This window comes from Aromatoleum petrolei (assembly GCF_017894385.1).
Lineage (GTDB): Bacteria > Pseudomonadota > Gammaproteobacteria > Burkholderiales > Rhodocyclaceae > Aromatoleum > Aromatoleum petrolei.
Genome location: NZ_CP059560.1, coordinates 3,383,303 through 3,404,363 on the forward strand (window position 1 = coordinate 3,383,303; position 21,061 = coordinate 3,404,363).

Sequence of the window (21,061 nt, forward strand, 5' to 3'; positions counted from 1 at the left end):
AAGCCGCGCATGATAACATTGCGCGCCCCGGCGACCTGCGCCCTGCCGGCGCTCGCGGTTCCCATACATGCTTCCCTGAAAAGGCTTCCGCCCCGAACCATCGTGACGCCCGATTCCCGAAACCTGTACGGCTTCTACCTGCTGCTGGGCGTGGTGTATCTGGGCGGCCTGTGCGTGCCGCTGATGAACAACGATTCGGCGCACCATGCGACGATCGCGCTGCACATGCACCTCACGGGCGACTATGCGTCGCTCGTGACCCAGGGCGAACCCTACCTGGACAAGCCGCACCTGCTGTTCTGGCTCGCGGCCGGCGCCTACAAGCTGTTGGGCGTGACCACGTTCGCGTTCAAGCTGCCCTCGCTGCTGTTCAGTGCACTGGCCGTCTATGCGACCTACGGCCTCGGGCGGGTGCTGTATTCGCGCGAGGTGGGACGGGTCGCGGCGCTGGTCCTCGCCAGTTCGCTCGCCTTCATCCTCGCGAATAACGACGTGCGCATGGACGCGGTGCTCACGGGGGCGATCGCGTTCTCGATCTGGCAGCTCGCGGAGTTCGCGCACTACCGTCGTTGGCGCAATCTCGTGCTCGCCGCATTGGGCCTCGCGCTGGGTTTCGCGACCAAGGGGATGATCGGCGTGGCGATGCCGGCGATTGCGATCTTCGTGCATCTGCTGTACCGCCGCGACTGGCGCGGGCTCTTCGATCCGCGCTGGCTCGCGCTCGCGCTGCTCACGCTGGCGCTCGCGGCGCCGGTGCTGTGGTCCTACCATCGACAGTTCGGCATCGACGGGGTGAAGTTCATCCTGTGGTCGCAGAACTTCGAGCGCCTGTCCGGTGGCCGCTTCGGCACGGCCGGAGGGAGCGATCCGCTGTTCTTCTTCCACACCTTCCTGTGGGCCTTCCTGCCATGGTGCCTGCTCGGCGCGGCGGCGGTGTGGGCGCGGGGGCGCGAACTGGTCGCGGCGCGGCTGCGGCCGGTGCCCGGGCAGGAGATGCTGACGCTGGGCACGATCGCGGTGATGTTCGGCATCATCTCCAGCTCGGGCTTCAAGCTGCCGCACTACCTCAACATCTTGCTGCCGCTGTTCTCCGTCCTGCTCGCCTCCTGGTTGGTGCCGCGCATGCGGGCGCGGGCCCCGCGCGGCGCAAAGCTGGCGCAATGGCTGGTGTGGGGCCTGATGGGGGCGCTGGCGCTCGCGCTCAATGGCTGGGCCTTTCCGCTCGACCGACCCGCCGTCGCGGCGGGCGCCGTGGTGCTGGCATTCGCCGGGACGGTTCTCGCGCGCCGGGCGCAGGGCATGGCGCGGGTGGTGCTCGTTTCGGTCGTGGTGGCGGCGATGTTCAATTTCCTGCAGAACTTCAACGTCTATCCGCAGCTGCTGCGCTACCAGGCAGGGAACAATCTGGCGCAGGCCTTGCAGGTGCGCGGCATCGACACCCGGGGGGTGAGGCATCTCGACGCGCGGGCGAACAGTTTCGATTTCTACACCGGCCAGCTCACCCGGCCGGTGACGCTGGATGAGTTGAAGGCGGCCCGCGAGCCGGTGCTGGTCTATGCGGCCGAGGGCGGACGCAAGGCGATCGAGGAGGCCGGCCTGCGGGTCGAGGTGCTGGCTGAGAACCCTGAGTTCCGCGTCACGCGGCTCAATATCCGCTTTCTCGACCCGGACCGGCGCGAGCAGACCTTGTCGCGCCATTACGTGCTGCGTGTTACGGGGGAAGGGCAGCAATGAATCGGAATGCATCGCGCGGGCTGCGCGCGCTGGCCTGCGCAGCGATCGCCGGCGTGAGCCTGTGGGCGGCGTGGCCGGGTTTTCAGACCGCACCGGCGGCGGCCTTCGTCGTGCCGGCGACACCGTCGCGGAGCGGCGAGGGGGACGTGCCGCAGCTCGCGAGCTTCGTCGTGAATGCGGCCGAGCCGGCACGCGTGCACGCCGCCTCGATCGCCGCGCTACCCGACGGGCGGCTGTTTTCGACCTGGTTCGGCGGTTCGCGCGAGGGCGCGACCGACGTGAAGATCCATGGCGCCTTCTTCGATCCGGCGGCAGGGCGCTGGGGCGAGCAGCTCACGATCGCGACACCGGAACAGACCACGCGCGATCTCGGCCGCCTCGTGCGCAAGATGGGCAACCCCGTCGCCTTCATGGTGCCATCGGGCGAGCTGTGGGTCGCGTATGTGAGCGTGACCCTGGGCGGCTGGGCGACCAGCCACCTCAACCTGATCCGTTCATCCGACCTGGGCCGGACCTGGACGCCGGCGACGCGACTGGTCGCCTCGCCTTTCCTGAATCTCAGTACGCTCGCGAAGGGCGCCCCGGTGTTCTTCGCCGACGGCGACATCGGCCTGCCGGTGTATCACGAGATGGCCGGCAAGTTCGGCGAGCTGCTGGTGCTGACGCCGGACGGCCGGGTGCGCCGCAAGCAGCGCCTGGACCACGGCAACCGCTCGCTGCAGCCGGTGATCCTGGTCAAGGATGCGCAGGCTGCGGTCGTGCTGCAGCGCTTCGCGGGCGAGAGCAGGCCGCCGCGCGCCTGGCGCAGCGCGACCCGCGACGGCGGGCGCACGTGGTCGCCCGTCGAGGCGAGCGATCTCGCGAACCCGAATTCGGCGCTGGCGGCGCTCGCGCTGGAAGACGGCCGCCTGATCGCAGTCGCCAACGACACCGAGGACGAGCGGCTGCGCCTGTCGCTCCTCGTGAGCGAGGACGACGGCCGCCACTGGCGCGCGATCCACCGCTTCGAGGATCGCGAGGCGTTCCTCGGCCGCAGCTTTGGCCCCGACGTGCTGCGCCCCTTGCTGACGCGCGATCTCGAGGCGCTCGGGCCGGGGCCGGCGGCGGAGTCCGTGTTGCGCAATGCGGAGGCGAATCTCTGCCGTGGCGAGACCTGCTCCTGGCAGTACGATTATCCCTACCTCGTGCGCGGCGCCGACGGCGACTTCCACCTCGTGTATACGTGGAACCGCTCCTTCATCCGCCATCTGCGCTTCAACCGGGCCTGGCTGGAGGAAAGACTGTGATCCCCGCACTGTTCGACTCCCTCGCGTGGGCCTGTGCGTTCGCGCTGTGCGTGCCAGGACTTCGCGCGCGGCCCGGAGCCGCTGCAGCGGTGGTGCTCGCGATCGCGACGCTGTTGTGGGTGCCGCTCGGCGGAACGAGCCTGCTGGCGGTGCTGCGCGGTGCCGTCGGGGCCGCATCCGTGGTGACCGCCGCAACGCTGGCGGCCCTGTTGTGCGCGCGCTGCGCATGCGCAAGCGTCTTTCCGCGCGGCGAGCGCGCGCTCGTAGCGGCGCTCGCCGGTATCGGCGGCCTGCTGTTCTATCCGCCAGTGCTGGGGCTTGGAGTCGTGGACCCCTATGCGTGGGGATACGGTGGTGCGGCGATGTCGCTGGCGGTTGGCGCAGTCGCACTCGCCGCTGCCGCGGGCGGTCGCTGGATCCTTGCCGCCGCGCTCGCGGCCGCGCTCGCCATGTGGCGACTGCAGCTGCTCGAATCGACCAACCTGTGGGACTACCTGATCGATCCGCTGCTTGCGTCGGGTGGGCTGATCTGGCTGATCGCCGCCGGTGCGGGACGCGGAAAATCGGCGAAGCGTGCCGGGTACAGCCCCACCGCGGCCAGGTCCTCGGCGAACGCGGGCGAGGTCAGGTAGGCGAGTTCGGTCTCGCGCGGCGTCGTGAGCACGTCGCAGGCGCGCAGCTCGTCATCGACACGGCCCGGGTGCACATGCACGAGCGGCCGCGGCCCGCTGCCTGCGAGGAAGGACTGCATCAACGTCCGGAACGGAATCCGCCCGGAAAAATCGTGCAGCCCCGAGAAGCCGTCGTTCGCGGGCAGGCCGTGGCGCCGCAGCAGCCGGTGCAGGCCGACGCCGAGGGTGGAGATCAGCAAGGCCTTCGGCAGGGCCGTGCGACGGTGCACACAGCGTGTCAGAGGCTCGCAGCAATCGCGTACCCATACCGATCCCGCGGGGTAGCGCCGCAACAGTTCCTCGACGAGCACCTCGCGTATGCCGGGCAACACATGCGCGTGCTGGTGGCCGTCGATGTAGTCCGGCGCGGCGTTCCAGGCGTCCTCGAAAGCATCGAGCTGCGCGCGCAACTCGGTCCGTATCGCCAGCCGCGGCAGCGCCCGTGCGAGCGCAAGCGGCAGGAGCCGCCCCATCGACGGCAGCCGGCCGGCCTGCGCGAATCCGGTCGCCGCGGTGAGCGGCACGTGATCGGTCAGCGTGAGGTGCAAGCCCACGTCGGCCGGGTGCGCCGCGACGGTTTCGCGTAGCAGCCCTGCGCGTCGCTTCCAGTCCGGCAGCGGGGTCATGCAGCTCGTGGCGGACAGGCGCCCGGCCGTGATCAGCCCGGCGATCGCTTCGCTGACGCCCGGCGCGATGCCGTAGTCGTCGGCGCAAACGATGATCGGGCGGGGCGGTCGGCGGTCGGTGGCGGGCTGTTCATTCATGGCCCTCCTTATAGCGGCTCCGGCGTCAACGCGCCAGCGCCCGTTTGCGTTTATCCTGCGAGGTTTGGCGCCTCGCCCATTCATCATCCGCCGGATTAACGTGCCTGCTTCCACCACCCGCGCCGCAATGCGCGTCGCTCCGTCCCCCGTTCCATTGCCGCTGCTGTCGGTCGTGATCCCCCTGTACAACGAAAGCGGTTCGCTCGGGGCCCTGCACGAGCGCCTGAAGGCGGCGATCGCGGGCCTGTCGCTCGCCGGTCACGAGTTCGTGTTCGTCGACGACGGCAGCCGCGACACGACCTTCGACGAGGTCGCGGCGCTGGCGGCCATCGACCCGGCGATCCGGGCGATCCGCTTCGCGCGCAACTTCGGCAAGGAGGCTGCGATGGCCGCCGGCCTGCGTGTGGCGCGCGGCGACATCGTCGTGCTGATGGACGGCGACCTGCAGCATCCGCCCGAGCTCATCCCCGAAATGCTCGCGCGCTGGCAGAACGGCGCGAAGATGGTGACCGCCGTGCGCCGCTCGCGCGACACCGATCCCTGGCTGCGGCGTCAGCTCTCGCGCGGTTTCTACGGGCTGTTCAAGCGCGTCTCGGAGGTCGCGCTGGAAGAGGGGGGCGGCGACTTCCGCCTCTTCGATCGCGCAGTCGTCGATGCCATCAACAGCCTGCCCGAGCGCACCCGTTTCATGAAGGGCATCACGAGCTGGGTGGGCTTCCGCCAGGAGACGATCGATTTCGAGCCTGCGGAGCGCGCCGCGGGGGCGTCCGCCTGGTCGCTGTTGCGCCTGCTGCGTTACGCCATCGACGGCCTGTCGGCCTTCAGCACGCTGCCGTTGCGCGTGTGGTCGATGATCGGGGTCTGCATCTCCGGGCTGTCCGTGCTTTACGGCGGCTGGCTGGTCGTGCGCACGGCGATCTTCGGCATCGACGTCCCCGGCTACGCGTCGATCATCGTCTCGGTGCTGTTCCTGTCCGGCATCCAGCTCATCAGCCTGGGCGTGCTGGGCGAATACGTCGGGCGCATCTTCACCGAGGTCAAGCAGCGCCCCCTGTACCTGGTGTCCGAGCGCATCGGCTTCGACGAGGCCGCGAAGTGAGCGCTCGCGCCGTCGTTCCGGGCGCGTCCGCCGCGTCCGCGGGCCTGCTGCCGCCACGGCTCGCCTTCCGCCTCGCGCTGCTCGTGTTCGCCGTCCTCGGCGCCTATGTGCTGTTCGCGTTCGACCAGCACGGCATCAGCAACGACGAGGAGGTGCAGCACGTCTACGGGCGCCTGCTGCTCGATTTCTACGCTTCGGGCTTCGCCGACCGCAGCGCCTTCGCCTACAAGAACCTTTATCTCTACGGGGGCCTCTTCGACCTGATTGCCGCGACGCTGGAGCGCGTCGTGCCGATGAACGTGTGGGACCTGCGCCACCTGCTGTCCGCGGCCTTCGGCCTGCTGGGTTTGGCCGGCACCTGGCTGCTCGCGCGCCTGCTGCTGGGCGAGGCCGCAGGGCTGGTCGCGCTGGTGCTGCTCGCCCTCACCGGCGCGTGGTCGGGCGCGATGTTCACGCATACCAAGGACGTGCCCTTCGCGACCACGATGGTGTGGGCGTTGTACTTCACGACGCGCTTCGCAAGCCGCCTGCCGGCGGTGAAGGCGGGCGATGTCGTCGGCCTCGGCGTCGCGGTCGGCTGCGCCTTCGGCCTGCGCGTGGGCGCCGTGTTCGCGGTCTTCTACCTCGGCGTCGCCGTGCTCGCGGTGGCCTGGCTGAACGGCGCAGATCTGCGCGCGCGGCTTGCCGTGCTGCGGCGCGCGATCCTGGCGCTGCTGCCCGCGGCGGTGCTCGCGTTCGCGCTGCTGGGCCTCTTCTGGCCGTGGGCCGTGCAGTCGGGCGGCAACCTCGTGAAGGCGATGACGACTTTCTCGCGCTTCTCCTTCGAGCTCTACACGATTCTCGACGGCGCGGTGATGAAGAACGGCGAGGTCCCCGGCCGTTATCTCGCGAGCTACCTGCTCGTGCGCCTGCCCGAGTTGTTCCTGCTCGGCGTCGCGCTCGCCGTGCTGAGTGCGCTGCGCACGCTCCCGCGCCTGTTCGCGTCGGAAGAGGGGCGCCGCGAGGCACTGCGCTGGCTGCCGGTGACGCTCGCGGCCGCCTTCCCGCTCGCCTACACGCTGCTCGCGGCCCCGCCGCTCTACAACGGCATCCGGCACTTCACCTTCCTCCTGCCGCCGCTGGCGGTGCTCGCCGCCGCGGGACTCGTCGCGACCGCGGCGCGCCTTGCGCGCGTGTCGGCCATGCGCCTGATGGCTGCGGGCGTCTGTGCGCTGCTTGCGGTCACGCATCTCGTGACGCTCGTGCGCCTGCATCCGTACGAGTACGTCGCCTACAATGGCCTCACCGGCGGCCTGCGCGGCACCGAAGGGCGCTGGGAGCAGGACTACTGGGGCGACGCGCTGCGCGAGGCAGCGGGCCTCCTGAACGCCCGCGTCGCGGCCGAGGGAAGGGCGCCGCGCACCTGGACCGTCGCCGTGTGCGCCGAATCGGTGCAAGGCTCGGCGTGGCTCGCGCCGGGGTTGGAGGTCACGCGCGACTGGCGCGCGGCCGACTTCTTCCTCTCTCCGACGCACATGGACTGCGACACGGCGGTGAAGGGGGAGGTCATCGGTGAAGTGGTGCGCGAAGGCGTTGCCCTGGCCGTCGTGCGCGACCGGCGCAAGCTCGTCGGCGCGGATCGCGAACCGCGCCCGCCGCGATGAACGTGCGCGGTCGTCTGCGCGGTCACGCCGGCCGCATCCTGCGCTTTGCCGCCGTCGGCGCGGTCGGCACTGCAGCCCATTACGCGCTGCTGCTCGCGCTGGTCGAAGGCGCGGGCGTCGATCCGATCGCCGGGTCTGTCGCCGGATTCCTCCTCGGGGCGCTCGTGAACTACACGATGAACCGCACCCTCGTGTTCCGCTCCGACCGCGCCCACGTCGAGGCCCTGCCGCGATTCCTCGCGATCGCCGGGATGGGTCTGTGCTGGAATGCGCTGCTGATGTACCTGTTCGTCGACCTCTTCGGCGTGCACTACCTGCTCGCTCAGATCGTCACGACCGGCATCCTGCTGGGCTGGCACTACGTCGGCAACGCGCTGTGGACCTTCCGCAAGCGCCCTGCCGGTACGCGCAGCGAGCAGTAAAATAGAAACTTCCCTCCAACCGCCGCCGGCTCCCCGCGTTCCGCCGTCGTTCTTCACGCCTCAGCTACCGTGCCGCATCTCGAACCCCGGATCGTCTACGCCGACGACTACATCATCGTCGCCGAAAAGCCCGCAGGCCTGCTGTCCGTGCCGGGGCGCGGCGAGCACAAGCAGGACTGCCTCATTGCGCGCGTCCAGAAGACCTACCCGGACGCCCGCATCGTCCATCGCCTCGACTACGACACCTCGGGCCTGATCGTCCTCGCGCGCGGTGCGGAGATGCACCGCCGCCTCAGCATGGCCTTCGAGAAGCGCGAGGTGGACAAGCGCTACTTTGCGCTCGTGCACGGCCACGTGCTGTCGCAGGACGGCGAGGTCGATCTGCCGCTGATCGTCGACTGGCCGAACCGGCCGCGCCAGATGGTGGATCCCGTGAACGGCCGGCGCGCGCTGACCAACTACCGCGTCGTCGAGCGCAGCGGCATGGGGGCGGAAGCCGTCTCGCGCGTCGAGCTCGAACCCGTCACCGGGCGCTCGCACCAGCTGCGCGTGCACATGATGACGATCGGTCACGCGATCCTCGGCGATTCGCTCTACGCCCCGCCCGAAAGCGCCGAACGCCACCTGCGGCTGCACCTGCACGCAGCGATGCTCGCCTTCGACCACCCGCAGACCAAGCAGCGCATGCAGTTCGTGAGCCCCGTGCCGTTCTGAACGGCCGAAACGAAAAAGCCCGGCGGACCGGGCTTTTCGGGAAGGCGGCGAGGCGGCTCAGACGTTGAACAGGAAGTTCAGCACGTCGCCGTCCCTGACTACGTATTCCTTGCCTTCCGCGCGCATCTTGCCCGCTTCCTTGGCGCCCGCTTCGCCCTTGTAGGCGATGAAGTCGTCGTAGGCGATGGTCTGCGCGCGGATGAAGCCGCGCTCGAAGTCGGTGTGGATCACGCCTGCGGCCTGCGGCGCGGTGTCGCCGACGTGGATCGTCCAGGCGCGCACTTCCTTCACGCCCGCGGTGAAATAGGTCTGCAGGCCCAGCAGCTTGTAGCCGGCGCGGATCAGGCGGTCCAGGCCGGGTTCCTCGAGGCCCATCGACTCGAGGAAGTCCTTCTTGTCGGCGTCGTCGAGGTCGGCGATCTCGGCCTCGATCGCGGCGCACAGCGCGACGACCTCGGCGCCCTCGGCCTTCGCGTGGGCACGCACGGCGTCGAGGTGCGGATTGTTCTCGAAGCCGTCCTCGGCGACGTTCGCGGCGTACAGCACGGGCTTCGCGGTGATCAGGCAGAAGGGCTTGAGGCTGGCCCACTCTTCCTTGCTGAGGTCGAGCGCGCGCACCGGCTTCGCCTCGTTCAGTTGGGCGAGGCACTTCTCCAGCACCGCGACGAGGACCTTCGCGTCCTTGTCGCCCGCCGCGGCGGGCCGCTTGTAGCGGTTGACGGCCTTCTCGACCGTCGCCATGTCGGCGAGCGCCAGTTCGGTGTCGATGACCTCGATGTCGCGGATCGGGTCGACGGTGCCGGAGACATGCACGACGTTGTCGTCGGCGAAACAGCGCACGACGTGCACGATCGCATCGGTCTCGCGGATGTTGGCGAGGAACTGGTTGCCCAGGCCTTCGCCCTTGGAGGCGCCGGCGACCAGGCCGGCGATATCGACGAACTCGACGATCGCGGGCTGGATCTTCTGCGGCTTGACGATCTCCGACAGCGCGGCAAGGCGGGGGTCCGGCACCTCGACGATGCCGACGTTCGGCTCGATGGTGCAGAACGGATAATTGGCCGCTTCGATGCCGGCTTTCGTGAGGGCGTTGAACAGGGTCGACTTGCCGACGTTGGGCAGGCCGACGATGCCGCATTTGAGGCTCATGAACTGGGTCCTTCCTTGGGTTTTGCAGGCTTCGGTGCGGCCGGCCGGGCATTCAGCCGGGTACCGGCGGCGTTCCAGTCGCCGCGTGCGATCGTCGGCCAGGTCGCGAGCGCGCGTTCCATGGCCTCGTCGATGAGCGTCTGCTCCTCGCGTCGTGCGGGCTTCAGCACGAAGTTCACGACCTCGTTGCGGTCGCCCGGGTGGCCGATACCGATACGCAGGCGCCAGTAGTCGTTCGTGCCGAGGTGGGCAGAGGTGTCCTTCAGGCCGTTGTGTCCGCCCAGGCCGCCGCCGAATTTCAGGCGCAGCTGGCCGGGGGGGATGTCGAGTTCATCATGAACGACGAGAATCTCGGCCGGGGTGATGCGGTAGAAGCGCGCGAGCGCGCCGATGGCTTGGCCCGAGCGGTTCATGAAGGTCTGCGGCATCAGCAGCCAGACGCCGGCTTCGCGGGCATTGGCGACCAGGCCGTGGAAGCGCGATTCGTGGCTGAAACGCACGCCGAGCGCGTCGGCGAGGCGCTCACAAAACCAAAACCCGGCATTGTGCCGGGTCTCGGTGTATTCGGCGCCGGGATTGCCGAGGCCGACGATGAGACGCGGTGCTGCGGCGCTCATCGTGTCGGTTCCTGCGTCATCCCGGCGGGGCGTCCCGAGGCGTCAGCCTCAGGCAGCTTCGCCTTCGGCGCCTTCTTCAGCGACAGCGCCCTTGACGGTGACGGCGGTCGCGACGACCGGGTCGCCTTCGCCGTGTGCAACCAGCTCGACGCCGGCCGGCAGCGGGAGCTGCGACACGTGGATCGACTCGCCGGCCTGCAGGTTTGCGAGGTCGACTACGACGAATTCCGGCAGGTTGCCCGGCAGGCACGAGACATCGACTTCGGTGATGGTGTGCGAGATCATGCAGCCGCCGAGCTTGACGGCCGGGCTGACGTCGCCGTTCGCGAAGTGCAGCGGCACCTTCAGGTGGATCTTCTGGCTCGCATCGACGCGCTGGAAGTCCAGGTGCAGGACTTGCTGGCGGAACGGGTGCCACTGGGTGTCACGCAGCAGGACGGTCTGCTTCGCGCCCTCGACATTCACCGACAGGATCGATGCATGGAAGGCTTCCTTGCGCAGCAGGTGGTACAGCTCGTTGTGGTCCAGCGCGATGGCCTGGGCTTCGCCCGAACCGTAGATGATGCCCGGGATCTGGCCGGCGCGACGCAGGCGGCGGCTCGCACCCGTGCCCTGTTCCACGCGCTTGGTGGCCTTGAATTCGATTTGCATTGTGATACTCCTGGTTGAAACGATCCGTCCGCGACCAGACGGATGGGTTGGGCCCCCGGGAAGCCGGGAGCGATATTCATTCCATGAACAGCGAGCTGACCGACTCTTCGTTGCTGATGCGCAGCATCGTGTCGGCAAGCAGCGAGGCGACCGAGACCGTGCGGATGCGCGAACAGGCCTTGGCGTCGTCGCGCAGAGGGATGGTGTCGGTGACGACCAGTTCGTCGAGGTCGGATTCGGAGATGCGCGAGACCGCGGCGCCCGACAACACGGCGTGCGTGCAGTAGGCGAGCACGCGGCGGGCGCCGTGCGCCTTCAGCGCGGTGGCGGCCTTGCACAGCGTGCCGGCGGTGTCGACGATGTCGTCCATGATCACGCAGGTGCGGTCCTTGACCTCGCCGATGATGTTCATGACTTCGGAGACGTTGGCCTTCGGCCGGCGCTTGTCGATGATCGCGAGGTCGCATTCCATGCGCTTCGCGAAGGCGCGGGCACGCACCACGCCGCCGACGTCGGGCGAGACGACCAGCAGATCGTCGTAGTTCTGCTTGTCGAGGTCGGCGAGCAGCACCGGGGCGGCGTATACGTTGTCGACCGGGATGTCGAAGAAGCCCTGGATCTGGTCTGCGTGCAGGTCCATCGTCAGCAGGCGCTGGACGCCCACGGCCTGCAGCATGTTGGCGACGACCTTCGCGGTGATCGGCACGCGCGCCGAACGCGGACGGCGATCCTGGCGGGCATAGCCGAAGTAGGGGATCGCGGCGGTGATGCGACCGGCCGACGCGCGCTTGAGGGCGTCAACCAGAACCACCAGTTCCATCAGGTTTTCGTTCGTCGGCGTGCAGGTCGGCTGGAGGATGAAGACATCCTTGCCGCGCACGTTTTCGAGCAGTTCGACGTTGACCTCGCCGTCGGAGAAGCGGCCCACCGTGGCCGAGCCGATGGAAATGCCCAGTCTGCGCACGACATCCGCCGCGAGCTTGGGGTTGGCGTTGCCGGTGACGACCATCAGGCTGCCGTAGGCCATTTCCGAATCTCCGATGCCGCTAGAATGGCAGGGTAAAAACGACTCGGGCAGGCGCGAGGCCTGCCCGGATAAATTGGCTGGGGAAGAAGGATTCGAACCTTCGAATGCCGGAATCAAAATCCGGTGCCTTGACCAACTTGGCGACTCCCCAACGAAACCTTTTCGCCTGCTCAATCGAGCCAGTCGCTCAGCGGATGTCTCGCCAGACTCTTCGTCTTCCATGCCCGCATCGGCGCCGGGCATTTATTCACGATGTCGTTCGCTTCCATCTCGCCGCCAACCTCGGCAAACACGCAGGCGCCCGATCCGGTCATCCGCGCGGGCGCAAACTGCGCCAGCCACTCGATTGCCGCACCGACCGCTGGGTATCGATTGCAGGCTACTGCCTGCAGATCGTTACGGGTGGTGCTTGCTGCGAAGTCCATAATTCTGATTGGTTCCGTATCGCGCGTCAACTCCTCTGCGCCGAAAATTTCTGCGGTGGGCACCAGGACCGGCGGTGCGACGACCACGTACCACGCCGGCGGCAGCGTCAGCGGCTGCAATTCCTCGCCCACGCCCTCGGCGAAGGCATCGCGCCCGAAGATGAAGAAGGGGACGTCGGCGCCGAGTTGCAGACCCAGTTGCGCAAGCACGGCGCGGCTCAATCCGGTCCCCCACAGGCGGTTCAATGCGATCAGGGTGGTCGCGGCGTCCGAGCTGCCGCCCCCCAGGCCCCCGCCCATGGGCAGGCGCTTGTCGATGGAGATGTCCGCGCCGAGGCGGCAGCCCGTCGCCTGCTGCAGCAAGCGGCCCGCGCGCACGACGAGATCCTGTTCCGCCGGTACCCCTGCCACTTCGGTCGTGCGGCGCACGGTGTCGTCGGTGCGCAGGGCAAAATCGAGGCTGTCGCCCCAGTCGAGCATGCGGAAGGCGGTCTGCAGCAGGTGATAGCCGTCGGCGCGGCGGCCGACGACGTGCAGGAAAAGGTTGAGTTTGGCCGGTGCGGGGCAGTGTTCGAGGTGGTTCACCGGCGGGGCGTCCATTGGTCGATGAGGAGCCGGATGCGGGCTTCGCCCCAGGCGGCGTCGATGCGGCGCGGCGGGGCGTCGGCCGCAGTGCCGGCGTACTCGACGTAGTCGATGATCCAGCCGGCGTCGGAGATGCGTGTCGGGCGGCCGGCTTCGTCGAGGCTCAGCACGCGCGCGCCGGGTCGGGTCGAGGCCTGCACCCAGTGCTGGAGCCCGTCGATCGGGGCGGGAACGCCGAGGAGGCGCGGCAGGATGGTGTCGGCGTCTGCGGCCTGCTCGGAACTGCCGTCGGCGGTGAGCAGCATCGCGCCGCGCGGGGTGCGCACGAGCTGGCCGACAATCTGCCCGAGCGGGCTATACACGGTCCACTCGTCGGCGACCGGCGTGTGGGACCAGGTGATGGATCCGTTCGCGGCGCGTTCGCCGTCGCTGGCGGCGAGACGCCCTTCGAGTTCGAACGCCGTGGCCACGGGACGCGGGACGGCGGTGAGGTTGCGTGTCGCCTGGCTCGCGCAGCCGGCCAGTAGCGCGGCGGCGAGCGCCGCGGCGAACGCCCGCACGGCGGTCCGGGGGGCAGGGCGCTTCATTGGCCGCGCAGGCGCTTGACGGTGGACATCAGCGCTTCGTTGTCGGGGTTCGTCTTGAGCGCCTCGTCCCACACGCGCGACGCGTCGGACTCGCGCTTGAGGGTCCACAGGACTTCGCCGAGATGGGCAGCGATCTCCGGATCCGGGCGCATGCCGTAGGCCTTTTCGAGGTGGGCGAGGGCACCGGTCGCATCGTTGCGGCGGAAGCGCACCCATCCCATGCTGTCGAGGATGAAGGGGTCGTCCGGGGTGAGTTCGAGCGCACGCACGATCAGCGCTTCGGCCTCGTCCAGGCGCACTCCGCGGTCGGCGAGGGAGTAGCCCAATGCGTTATAGGCGTGCGAGAAATCGGGGCGCAGCGCGATCAGCTTGCGCAGCCTCCCTTCCATGATCTCGTGCTTGCCGATGCTCTCGGCGAGCATCGACGATTCGTACAACAGGTCGGTGTCGTCGGCGTTGTCGCGCAGGGCTCCGTCGATCAGCTCGAAGGCTTCGGCGTCCTTGCCCGCGCCGCGCAGGAGTTGCGCTTCGGCGAGCAGCAGGCGCTTGCGTTCGGATTCTTCGACCTTGACGCCGCGCAGGTGCTCGCGGGCTTCCTTGAGCTTGCCGTCGCGCGCGAGCACCGAAGCGATGCGCAGCTGCGCGTCGAAGTGCTGCGGCCCGGGTTCGACGGCGCGGTACCAGCGCAGGGCGGTTTCGCTATCCTTCCGCCGTTCGGCGACCTGGCCCAGGTTGAGGCGGATGCTGTCGCTGTCCGGGTGGCCGGCGTTGAGCGCGCGCTCAAGCTGGGTCGTCGCGACGTCGTAGTCTTCCAGCTGGGCCGACAGCAGGCCGACGGCATACATCAGCTCGCGGTCGTCGGGCGCGCCGTCGAGCAGCTGGCGGAATTCCTTGCGCGCCGCCTCGAACTGGCGCGTCGACACCAGCGCGCGCGCATGGGCGAGGCGGGCGTTGCGGCTTTCGGGGTGGCGTTCGAGGTATTCGCGGACGAGTTTCGTGGCCTCCTGCATCGCGCCGGATTGCGACAGGAGCTGTGCCTTGAACAGCACGGCGGGTTCCCAGTCCGCACGCAGGCGCAGCGCGTTCTCGATCGAGGCGATCGATTCCATGATGTCGCCGGCGCCGACGGCGGCCTGGGCGCGGGCGAAATGGGCTTCGGGGTGGCTGGTGTAGGGCTCGGTCAGGCGCATCACGATGCCCTTGACGGCTTCCTTGTCCTGGACGCGCGAGAAGGCGCGGTTGAGGCCCATCAGGTGGTTGTCGAGGTTCTCGGGCGACTGTGCGAGCAGGCGCGCAAGTTGTGCCTGGACCTGTTCGAGCTGGCCGTCGCCGCCTGCCAGCAGGCCGGCGAGGATGCGGCGCGCTTCTTCGGAGTCCGGGTCGGCTTCGGACCAGATGCGGGCGGCGTCGATCGCCGCGGGCATGTTGCGCGCGTACAGCGCCACCTCCATCGCCCGGCGCGCAATGCGCGGGTCGCGCGTGCGCTGCGCGAGGTCGGCATAGGCCTGGACCGCGACGCCGATCTCGCCGCGTGCGCCGGCGATTTCGGCCAGCAGGAAGGTGTACAGGGTGCGTGCGCTGAGTTCCTGGGCGGGCAGCGAGGCTGCGGGGGGCGCCTCGTCGGGGGCCGGCGCGGCCTGTGCGGAGGCCGGGAAGGTGAGCGCGATGGCCAGTCCCAGGCCGGTAGCGAACGAGGAGATGATGCGATTCATGTACTTGGCCCAGAGGGGGTTGCACGAACTTCAAACCGGCCCTGCGGTCGTGTCTGACGTATGCTGTTGCCGCGGTGCGTCGGCAGTCGTCCGTTAGAAGGCCCGAATGCAGATGCGTTCGCCCGATGTTATGCAGTTTCTTCGTTGGCGGGCAAGCGCGGCGGCGGCACGGGCCGTTTTCGGCAGTTTGTCTCCAGTGATTTCGAGTTTCGTGAATGCCTGAATTGCCTGAAGTCGAAACGACCTGCCGCGGCATACGCCCGGCGATCGATGGCCGGATCATGACCGGCGTGCGCGTGCGCAACGGCCGCCTGCGCGTGCCCGTGCCGCCTGACCTGGGCGAGCGCGTCGCCGGCGCGCCGCTGCAGGGCGTGCGGCGGCGGGCGAAGTACCTGCTGCTCGATTTCCCCGCGGGCAGCGTGATCGTGCATCTGGGCATGTCGGGCAGCCTGCGGGTGGTCGAGGCCGACCAGCCGCCGGGCGCGCATGATCACGTCGATCTGGTTTTCGGCGACCGGGCGCTGCGCCTGCGCGATCCGCGGCGCTTCGGCCTGGTCGTGTGGCAGCCGGGCGATGCGCTCGCGCATCCGCTGCTCGCGCGCCTCGGCGTCGAGCCGCTCGGGGACGAGTTCTCCGGCCCCTGGCTGCACCGTGCATTCAAGGGGGTGCGGGCGCCGATCAAGCAGGCGTTGATGGACGGCCACCGGCTCGTCGGCGTCGGCAACATCTATGCGTCGGAGAGCCTGTTTCGCGCGGGCATCCATCCGCTGGCGCCGGCCGGCAGCGTCGGGCCGCGCCGTGTCGGGCGCCTCGTCGACGCCGTGCGCGAGACGCTCCTGGCGGCGATCGCCGCGGGCGGCAGCACGCTGCGGGACTTCGTCGGTGGCGACGGGAAGAAGGGCTACTTCCAGCAGGAGTATTTCGTGTACGGCCGCGAGGGCTTGCCGTGTCGCGTGTGCGGGACGAGCGTGCAGCGGGTGGTCGTCGGTCAGCGCTCGACCTTCTATTGCCCGCGCTGCCAGCGCATGTGAGAGGAATGACGGCGGCGATGCGCCGCGGGCCGCGGGTGTCGTTCGTCGGTGCCTGCATGCCGCCGGTCGAGCCCGCGTTTCCACGCATTGGATGGCGCCCGATTCGGCGCTATGCTCACAGGATCTGAAACCTGCGCGCGCCCGCTCCGCGGGACTGCGCTAGCGAGACCTCAATGACCCTCGTCGATCAGTTTTCCGCCTACAGCCAGTGGCGTGCCGATGCCGCCGGCGCCGTGGGGCGCCTGCGCCAGTGGTTGTCGCGCAATGAGCTCGGCGACGTGCAGGGCGACCTGCGGCTGCAGTACGTGCTCGAGCGCCTGCGCGACGACAAGCTGACGGTGGCCTTCGTGGCCGAGTTCTCGCGCGGAAAGTCCGAGCTCATCAACGCGATCTTCTTTTCCGCTCACGGCGATCGCGTCCTGCCGTCGAGCGCCGGACGCACGACGATGTGCCCGACCGAGCTGCAGTGGACGCCGGGTGCGCGGGCCGAGATCCGCATGCTGCCGATCCGCACGCGCGCGACGCACGCGAGCGTGAGTGAGCTCAAGCAGTTCCCGGAAGAGTGGATGGTGCTGCGGCTCGATGCGGGGTCGCTCGCCGATCTGCAGCAGGCCTTCGCGCGCGTTGGCGAAACCGAGCGGGTGGCGACCGAGCTCGCGTCGCGCCTGGGTTTCGATATCGACGAGAAGGGCGAAACCGGGCTCAAGCCGGGTGCCGACGGCATGGTCGAGATCCCGAGCTGGCGCCATGCGGTGATCCAGTTCCCGCATCCCCTGCTCGAGCAGGGGCTGGTCGTGCTCGACACGCCGGGCCTCAATGCGATCGGCGCGGAGCCGGAGCTGACGCTGTCGCTGCTGCCCAATGCCCACGCGGTGCTTTTCGTGCTGGCGGCCGACACCGGCGTCACGCAGAGCGACATGGCGGTGTGGCGCGAATACGTGCAGGGCGGTCAGAACCGGCGCAAGGGCCGCCTCGTGGTGCTGAACAAGATCGACGGCCTGTGGGACGGGCTGCGCGATGAAGCGCAGATCGGCGCGGAGATCGCGCGCCAGGTGAGCTCGGTTGCGCAGACGCTGGAGGTCCCCGAGGCGACGGTGTTCCCGGTGTCGGCGCAGAAGGGGCTGGTGGGGCGGATTTCCGGCGATGCCGCGCTCGTCGAGCGCAGCCGCCTGGGCGAGCTGGAGCGGGCGCTGGCCGAGGACCTGCTGCCGACCAAGCAGGTGATCGTGCGGGACAGCACGCTCGCGGAGGTCGACGACCTGGTGAAGCAGACCGATACGCTGCTCGGCGCGCGGCTTTCCGGCCTGCGCGAGCAGCTGCAGGAGCTGACCGACCTGCGCGGCAAGAACCAGAGCGTGATCGAATACATGATGCGCAAGATCCGCAGCGAGAAGACCGAGTTCGAGCAGGGGCTGCAGAAGTATTACGCGGTGCGCAGCGTGTTCTCGACGCTGACGAACAACCTGCTGGGACATCTGGGCATGGACGCCCTGCGCGACGAGACGCGGCGCACGCGCGAGGCGATGCTGGAATCGACCTTCACGAAGGGCTTGCGCCAGGCGATGGAAAATTTCTTCTTTTCGCTGCGCGGCAACCTGGCGCGCTCGGCGGACGAGATCGCCGAGATCACGCGCATGCTCGACAGCATGTACAAGCGTTTCAGTGTCGAGCACGGGCTCAAGCTCGCCGCGCCCGAGGCCTTCTCGACCCTGCGCTACGAGCGCGAACTCGACCGGCTGGAGTCCGCCTTCAATCGCCAGATCAACTCCGCACTGGCGCTGGTGACGACCGAGAAGCACACGTTGACGCAGAAGTTCTTCGAGACCGTCGCGGTCGAGGCACGGCGGACGTTCGAGGTCGCGAACCGCGACGTCGAGCAGTGGCTGCGCGCGGTGATGTCGCCACTGGAGACGCAGGTGCGCGAGTATCAGCTGCAGTTGAAGCGCCGCCTCGAGAGCGTCAAGCGCATCCATCAGGCGACCGATACGCTGGAGGAGCGCGTGGCGGAACTGGAGCAGGCCGAAGCGGCGATGCTCGGACAGCTGACGGAGCTGAATGAGATCGCCGGCAGCATCCGCGCGGCGCTGGGGGTGTCGGCGTCGGCCGGGGCTGATGCCGGCTCCGTACAGGGGCGCGCCGCCTGAGTGCTCCGGGGAGCCCGGCGCGCATGTCGCCGGGTGGCGCGTGAACGAAAAAGCGGACCCGCGGGTCCGCTTCTTCGTGAATCCTCCGGCGCCGGCCGGGGGTGTTCAGGCCTTCGCAGCGGTCAGACGGACGAACTTCTCCATCAGCTGCTCCTTGGTCTCGACCACATCCGGATTGAGCGGGATACAGTCGACGGGGCAGACCTGCTGGCACTGCGGCTCGTCGAAGTGGCCGACGCACTCGGTGCACTTGTTCGGATCGATCTCGTAGATCTCGTCACCCTGCGAGATCGCGCCATTGGGACATTCCGGCTCGCACACATCGCAGTTGATGCATTCGTCCGTAATCATCAGAGCCATCTTTCAATTCCTCGTATTCACTTCACTGAAACTTTCTGCAGCAACCGCTGATACACGGCAGGCTGCACGAACTTGCTGACATCGCCACCCAGACGGGCGATTTCGCGCACCATCGTGGCCGAGATGAACATGTATTCCTCCGCCGGCGTCAAGAATACCGTTTCGACGTCGGGAAAGAGCTTCCGGTTCATTCCGGCCATCTGGAATTCGTACTCGAAGTCGGACACGGCCCGCAGGCCGCGCAGGATCAGGCGCGCGTTCTGGGCACGCAGGAAATCCATGAGCAGGCCGTCGAAGCCGATGACGTCCACGTTGCCGAACGGGGCCACAACGTCGCGGGCGATCTGCACGCGTTCTTCCAGCGTGAAGATCGGCCCCTTGCCGCGGCTTTCGGCGACGGCGACGACCACTCTGTTGAACAGCAGCGACGCGCGCCGCACGAGATCCTCGTGCCCGCGCGTGAAGGGGTCGAAGGTCCCCGGATAGATCGCCACCCCTTCCTTCATTCCTGCCTCCCATGCAGAAGATGAAAATGCACCTGGCCGGCACGGCCTGCCTTGACCGTGCTCAATCCTGCCAGTTCAGTAACTGCTGTTTCAGATTCGGCGTAAATCCAGCCGTCCGGCTTCAGCACCCGGCCGAGCCAGGGCTCCAGCCGCTCGAGCCAGCCCTGGTTGTAGGGCGGGTCGAGGAACACCACGTCGAACCTTTCGGAGGTGGTCTGCGCGAATTTTAGCGCATCGCCGCGAATGAGCTCCACTTGCGACGCTTGCAGGGCCGTTGCGGCCTGACGCAGCGCCCCGAAGGCGCGCGCGTCCGACTCCACGATCACCACGCGCTCGGCCCCGCGCGAGGCCGCCTCGAAGCCGAGGATGCCCGAGCCGCCGAAGAGGTCGAGGCAGCTCATGCCCTCGAGATCCTGACCGAGCCAGTTGAACAGCGTCTCGCGCACGCGGTCGGGTGTCGGGCGCAGGCCGGGGACGTTCGCGACTTCGAGCAGGCGCGAGCGCCATTCGCCGCCGACGATGCGAACCCGGCTCACTTGCCGTGGCCTGCCTTCTTGCCTGCCGGCGCTGCGCCACCCGCGCCGTTGTCGCCGTCGCCGCCCGCCACCACCGTGACGAGGTGCTCAGCCTTGACGCGGCGGGCGAAGGCGTCGCGCACCGATTCCACGGTGACCGCCGCGACCTTCTTCGGATAGGTCTCGAGCCAGTCGAGCGGCAGCTGGTAAAAGGCGATCATGCCGACGTAGTCGAGGATCTTGCGGTTGGAATCGAGGCGCAGGCCGAAGCCATTGACCATGTTGTCGCGCGCGGCCTTGAGCTCGGCCTGCGTCGGCCCCTTGGCGATGAAGTCGTCGAGGACGCCGGTGGTGACCTTCAGTGCCTCCTCCGCCTGGCTGCCGCGCGTCTGCAGGCCGATCTCGAAGGGGCCGGCGACGCGCAGCGGCATGAAGTAGCTCGACACGCTGTAGGCGAAGCCGCGCTTCTCGCGCACTTCCTTGGTGAGGCGCGACACGAAGCCGCCGCCGCCGAGCACGTAGTTGCCGACGAGCAGCGGGAAGTAGTCGGGATCGTCGCGGCTCATGCCGGGCAGGCCCATCAGGATGTGGGCCTGCGCCGAGGGGTGGGCGATGTGCTCGAGGCCGCGCGCCGGCAGCTGCGGTGCGGGGATTGGGGCGGGGGCTGTTCCGGCGGGCAGCCCTTCGGTGAGCTGGCGCGCGATCGCATCGGCTTCGTCGCGGTTGACGTCGCCGACGATGGTCACGGCAGCGCTGCCGGCGGTGTAGTGGGTGCGGTGGAATGCCTGCAGCTGGTCGCGCGTGATGGCCTGCAGCGATTCCACGGTGACGGAGCGGCCGTAGGGGTGGCTGCCGTAGATCATCGCCATGAAGCGGCGCGACGCGAGGGTGTCGGGCTGGGTGAGCGATTCCTTGAGGCCGGCGATTGCGCGCGCGCGTTCGCGCTCGAGGATGTCGGCGGGGAAGCTCGGCTTCGCGAGCAGGCGGGCGGCCAGCGCGATCGCGGCGTCGCGTTCGGCTGCGCTCGACAGCGTGCGCACCGACAACGTCGCCATGTCGGTGTCGGCGCCGCCGCCGATGCGCGCGCCGGTGTCGGCGATGCGCTCGGCGATCTCCTGCTCGTTCAGCCCCTCGGTGCCGGCGTCGAGCAGGCCGCGGGTGAGGCCGGCGATGCCGGTGGTGCCTTCGGGTTCATAGGCGCTGCCGGCGGGGAAGGAGATCTGGATGTCGATGAGGGGCAGCGCGTGGCTCTCGACGAAATACACGCGCGCGCCGGTTGCGGCGTTCCAGTGCTTGATGTCGGGGCCGGCGGCGGCGTTCGGGCTCGCGAGTGGGCCGAGCAGGGCGGCGAGGGCGAGCAGGGTGCGGAACGGACGGAAATTCGGACGGAAGAGCGCGGTCATGGGCTTCGTCTGCATG

Annotated in this window: 20 protein-coding genes and 1 tRNA gene; 8 read left to right on the plus strand and 13 right to left on the minus strand. The window is 68.6% G+C overall.

All coding sequences use genetic code 11. The annotated features are described in order from the left end of the window. The first annotated feature begins 102 nt into the window (after window positions 1-102). Both ToN1_RS15445 and ToN1_RS15450 read left to right on the plus strand, forming a co-directional pair. Entirely contained in the window at window positions 103-1,734 is a 1,632-nt protein-coding gene (locus ToN1_RS15445) for an ArnT family glycosyltransferase (protein ID WP_169206893.1), read from the plus strand. Continuing rightward, entirely contained in the window at window positions 1,731-3,020 is a 1,290-nt protein-coding gene (locus ToN1_RS15450; RefSeq protein ID WP_169206894.1) for a sialidase family protein, read from the plus strand. The genes ToN1_RS15445 and ToN1_RS15450 overlap by 4 nt, the downstream gene beginning before the upstream one ends. A gap of 490 nt (window positions 3,021-3,510) precedes the next feature. Here the strand turns inward: ToN1_RS15450 and ToN1_RS15455 are convergent, their stop codons facing one another. Then, a complete protein-coding gene (locus ToN1_RS15455) occupies window positions 3,511-4,455 on the minus strand; it encodes a ChbG/HpnK family deacetylase (protein ID WP_169206895.1) in 945 nt (314 codons plus the stop codon). A 127-nt stretch (window positions 4,456-4,582) separates the two neighbouring features. Here ToN1_RS15455 and ToN1_RS15460 point away from each other — a divergent pair, with 127 nt between their 5' ends. The 4 genes from ToN1_RS15460 (at window position 4,583) to ToN1_RS15475 (ending at window position 8,333) form a co-directional block, all read left to right on the plus strand. Next, the gene (locus ToN1_RS15460; RefSeq protein ID WP_210148142.1) at window positions 4,583-5,554 is read left to right on the plus strand and encodes a glycosyltransferase family 2 protein; all 972 of its coding nucleotides are present in this window, start codon (window positions 4,583-4,585) and stop codon (window positions 5,552-5,554) included. Continuing rightward, window positions 5,551-7,197 carry a glycosyltransferase family 39 protein gene (locus ToN1_RS15465; RefSeq protein WP_169206896.1) on the plus strand — a complete coding sequence of 549 codons (1,647 nt, stop codon included), beginning with the start codon at window positions 5,551-5,553 and terminating at the stop codon, window positions 7,195-7,197. The genes ToN1_RS15460 and ToN1_RS15465 overlap by 4 nt, the downstream gene beginning before the upstream one ends. Further along, complete coding sequence (locus ToN1_RS15470) at window positions 7,194-7,619, plus strand: GtrA family protein (protein WP_169206897.1); 426 nt, start codon at window positions 7,194-7,196, stop codon at window positions 7,617-7,619. The genes ToN1_RS15465 and ToN1_RS15470 overlap by 4 nt, the downstream gene beginning before the upstream one ends. A gap of 69 nt (window positions 7,620-7,688) precedes the next feature. After that, a complete protein-coding gene (locus ToN1_RS15475; RefSeq protein WP_169206898.1) occupies window positions 7,689-8,333 on the plus strand; it encodes an RluA family pseudouridine synthase in 645 nt (214 codons plus the stop codon). A 57-nt stretch (window positions 8,334-8,390) separates the two neighbouring features. On the opposite strand, the gene ychF is transcribed toward ToN1_RS15475, so the two are convergent. The 8 genes from ychF to ToN1_RS15515 all read right to left on the minus strand — a co-directional run bounded on the left by ychF (window position 8,391) and on the right by ToN1_RS15515 (window position 15,086). Continuing rightward, window positions 8,391-9,482: a redox-regulated ATPase YchF gene (ychF, locus tag ToN1_RS15480; RefSeq protein WP_169206899.1), complete on the minus strand. Its 1,092-nt coding sequence runs from the start codon at window positions 9,480-9,482 to the stop codon at window positions 8,391-8,393. Beyond that, complete coding sequence (gene pth, locus ToN1_RS15485; RefSeq protein ID WP_169206900.1) at window positions 9,479-10,099, minus strand: aminoacyl-tRNA hydrolase; 621 nt, start codon at window positions 10,097-10,099, stop codon at window positions 9,479-9,481. Before pth ends, ychF begins: the two co-directional genes overlap by 4 nt. Window positions 10,100-10,147: 48 nt before the next feature. Next, window positions 10,148-10,750, minus strand: coding sequence for a 50S ribosomal protein L25/general stress protein Ctc (locus ToN1_RS15490; RefSeq protein WP_169206901.1), 603 nt, complete (start codon window positions 10,748-10,750; stop codon window positions 10,148-10,150). Between the two features lie 76 nt (window positions 10,751-10,826). Next, window positions 10,827-11,777 (minus strand): ribose-phosphate pyrophosphokinase, encoded by a 951-nt coding sequence (locus tag ToN1_RS15495; RefSeq protein WP_169206902.1) that lies wholly within the window; start codon window positions 11,775-11,777, stop codon window positions 10,827-10,829. Between the two features lie 74 nt (window positions 11,778-11,851). Then, a tRNA-Gln gene (locus ToN1_RS15500) sits at window positions 11,852-11,928 on the minus strand. 19 nt (window positions 11,929-11,947) lie between these two features. After that, the gene (gene ispE / locus ToN1_RS15505; protein WP_169206903.1) at window positions 11,948-12,802 is read right to left on the minus strand and encodes a 4-(cytidine 5'-diphospho)-2-C-methyl-D-erythritol kinase; all 855 of its coding nucleotides are present in this window, start codon (window positions 12,800-12,802) and stop codon (window positions 11,948-11,950) included. After that, window positions 12,784-13,374: an outer membrane lipoprotein LolB gene (locus tag ToN1_RS15510; protein ID WP_169206904.1), complete on the minus strand. Its 591-nt coding sequence runs from the start codon at window positions 13,372-13,374 to the stop codon at window positions 12,784-12,786. Before ToN1_RS15510 ends, ispE begins: the two co-directional genes overlap by 19 nt. Then, entirely contained in the window at window positions 13,371-15,086 is a 1,716-nt protein-coding gene (locus ToN1_RS15515) for a tetratricopeptide repeat protein (protein ID WP_169206905.1), read from the minus strand. Before ToN1_RS15515 ends, ToN1_RS15510 begins: the two co-directional genes overlap by 4 nt. Window positions 15,087-15,301: 215 nt before the next feature. Here ToN1_RS15515 and mutM point away from each other — a divergent pair, with 215 nt between their 5' ends. Together mutM and ToN1_RS15525 are read left to right on the plus strand one after the other, a co-directional pair. Further along, the gene (mutM, locus tag ToN1_RS15520) at window positions 15,302-16,117 is read left to right on the plus strand and encodes a bifunctional DNA-formamidopyrimidine glycosylase/DNA-(apurinic or apyrimidinic site) lyase (protein WP_169206906.1); all 816 of its coding nucleotides are present in this window, start codon (window positions 15,302-15,304) and stop codon (window positions 16,115-16,117) included. 173 nt (window positions 16,118-16,290) lie between these two features. Further along, on the plus strand, window positions 16,291-18,261 hold the full coding sequence (locus ToN1_RS15525; RefSeq protein ID WP_169206907.1) for a dynamin family protein: 1,971 nt from the start codon (window positions 16,291-16,293) through the stop codon (window positions 18,259-18,261). A 105-nt stretch (window positions 18,262-18,366) separates the two neighbouring features. On the opposite strand, the gene ToN1_RS15530 is transcribed toward ToN1_RS15525, so the two are convergent. The 4 genes from ToN1_RS15530 to ToN1_RS15545 are packed head-to-tail and all read right to left on the minus strand — an operon-like array spanning window position 18,367 to window position 21,060. Continuing rightward, on the minus strand, window positions 18,367-18,621 hold the full coding sequence (locus tag ToN1_RS15530; RefSeq protein WP_018989172.1) for a YfhL family 4Fe-4S dicluster ferredoxin: 255 nt from the start codon (window positions 18,619-18,621) through the stop codon (window positions 18,367-18,369). Window positions 18,622-18,638: 17 nt separating this feature from the next. Beyond that, window positions 18,639-19,127: a pantetheine-phosphate adenylyltransferase gene (gene coaD / locus ToN1_RS15535; RefSeq protein ID WP_169206908.1), complete on the minus strand. Its 489-nt coding sequence runs from the start codon at window positions 19,125-19,127 to the stop codon at window positions 18,639-18,641. Next, window positions 19,124-19,663 carry a 16S rRNA (guanine(966)-N(2))-methyltransferase RsmD gene (gene rsmD, locus ToN1_RS15540; protein WP_169206909.1) on the minus strand — a complete coding sequence of 180 codons (540 nt, stop codon included), beginning with the start codon at window positions 19,661-19,663 and terminating at the stop codon, window positions 19,124-19,126. Before rsmD ends, coaD begins: the two co-directional genes overlap by 4 nt. Continuing rightward, window positions 19,660-21,060 carry a M16 family metallopeptidase gene (locus ToN1_RS15545; protein WP_169206910.1) on the minus strand — a complete coding sequence of 467 codons (1,401 nt, stop codon included), beginning with the start codon at window positions 21,058-21,060 and terminating at the stop codon, window positions 19,660-19,662. The genes rsmD and ToN1_RS15545 overlap by 4 nt, the downstream gene beginning before the upstream one ends. Window position 21,061 lies beyond the last annotated feature (1 nt).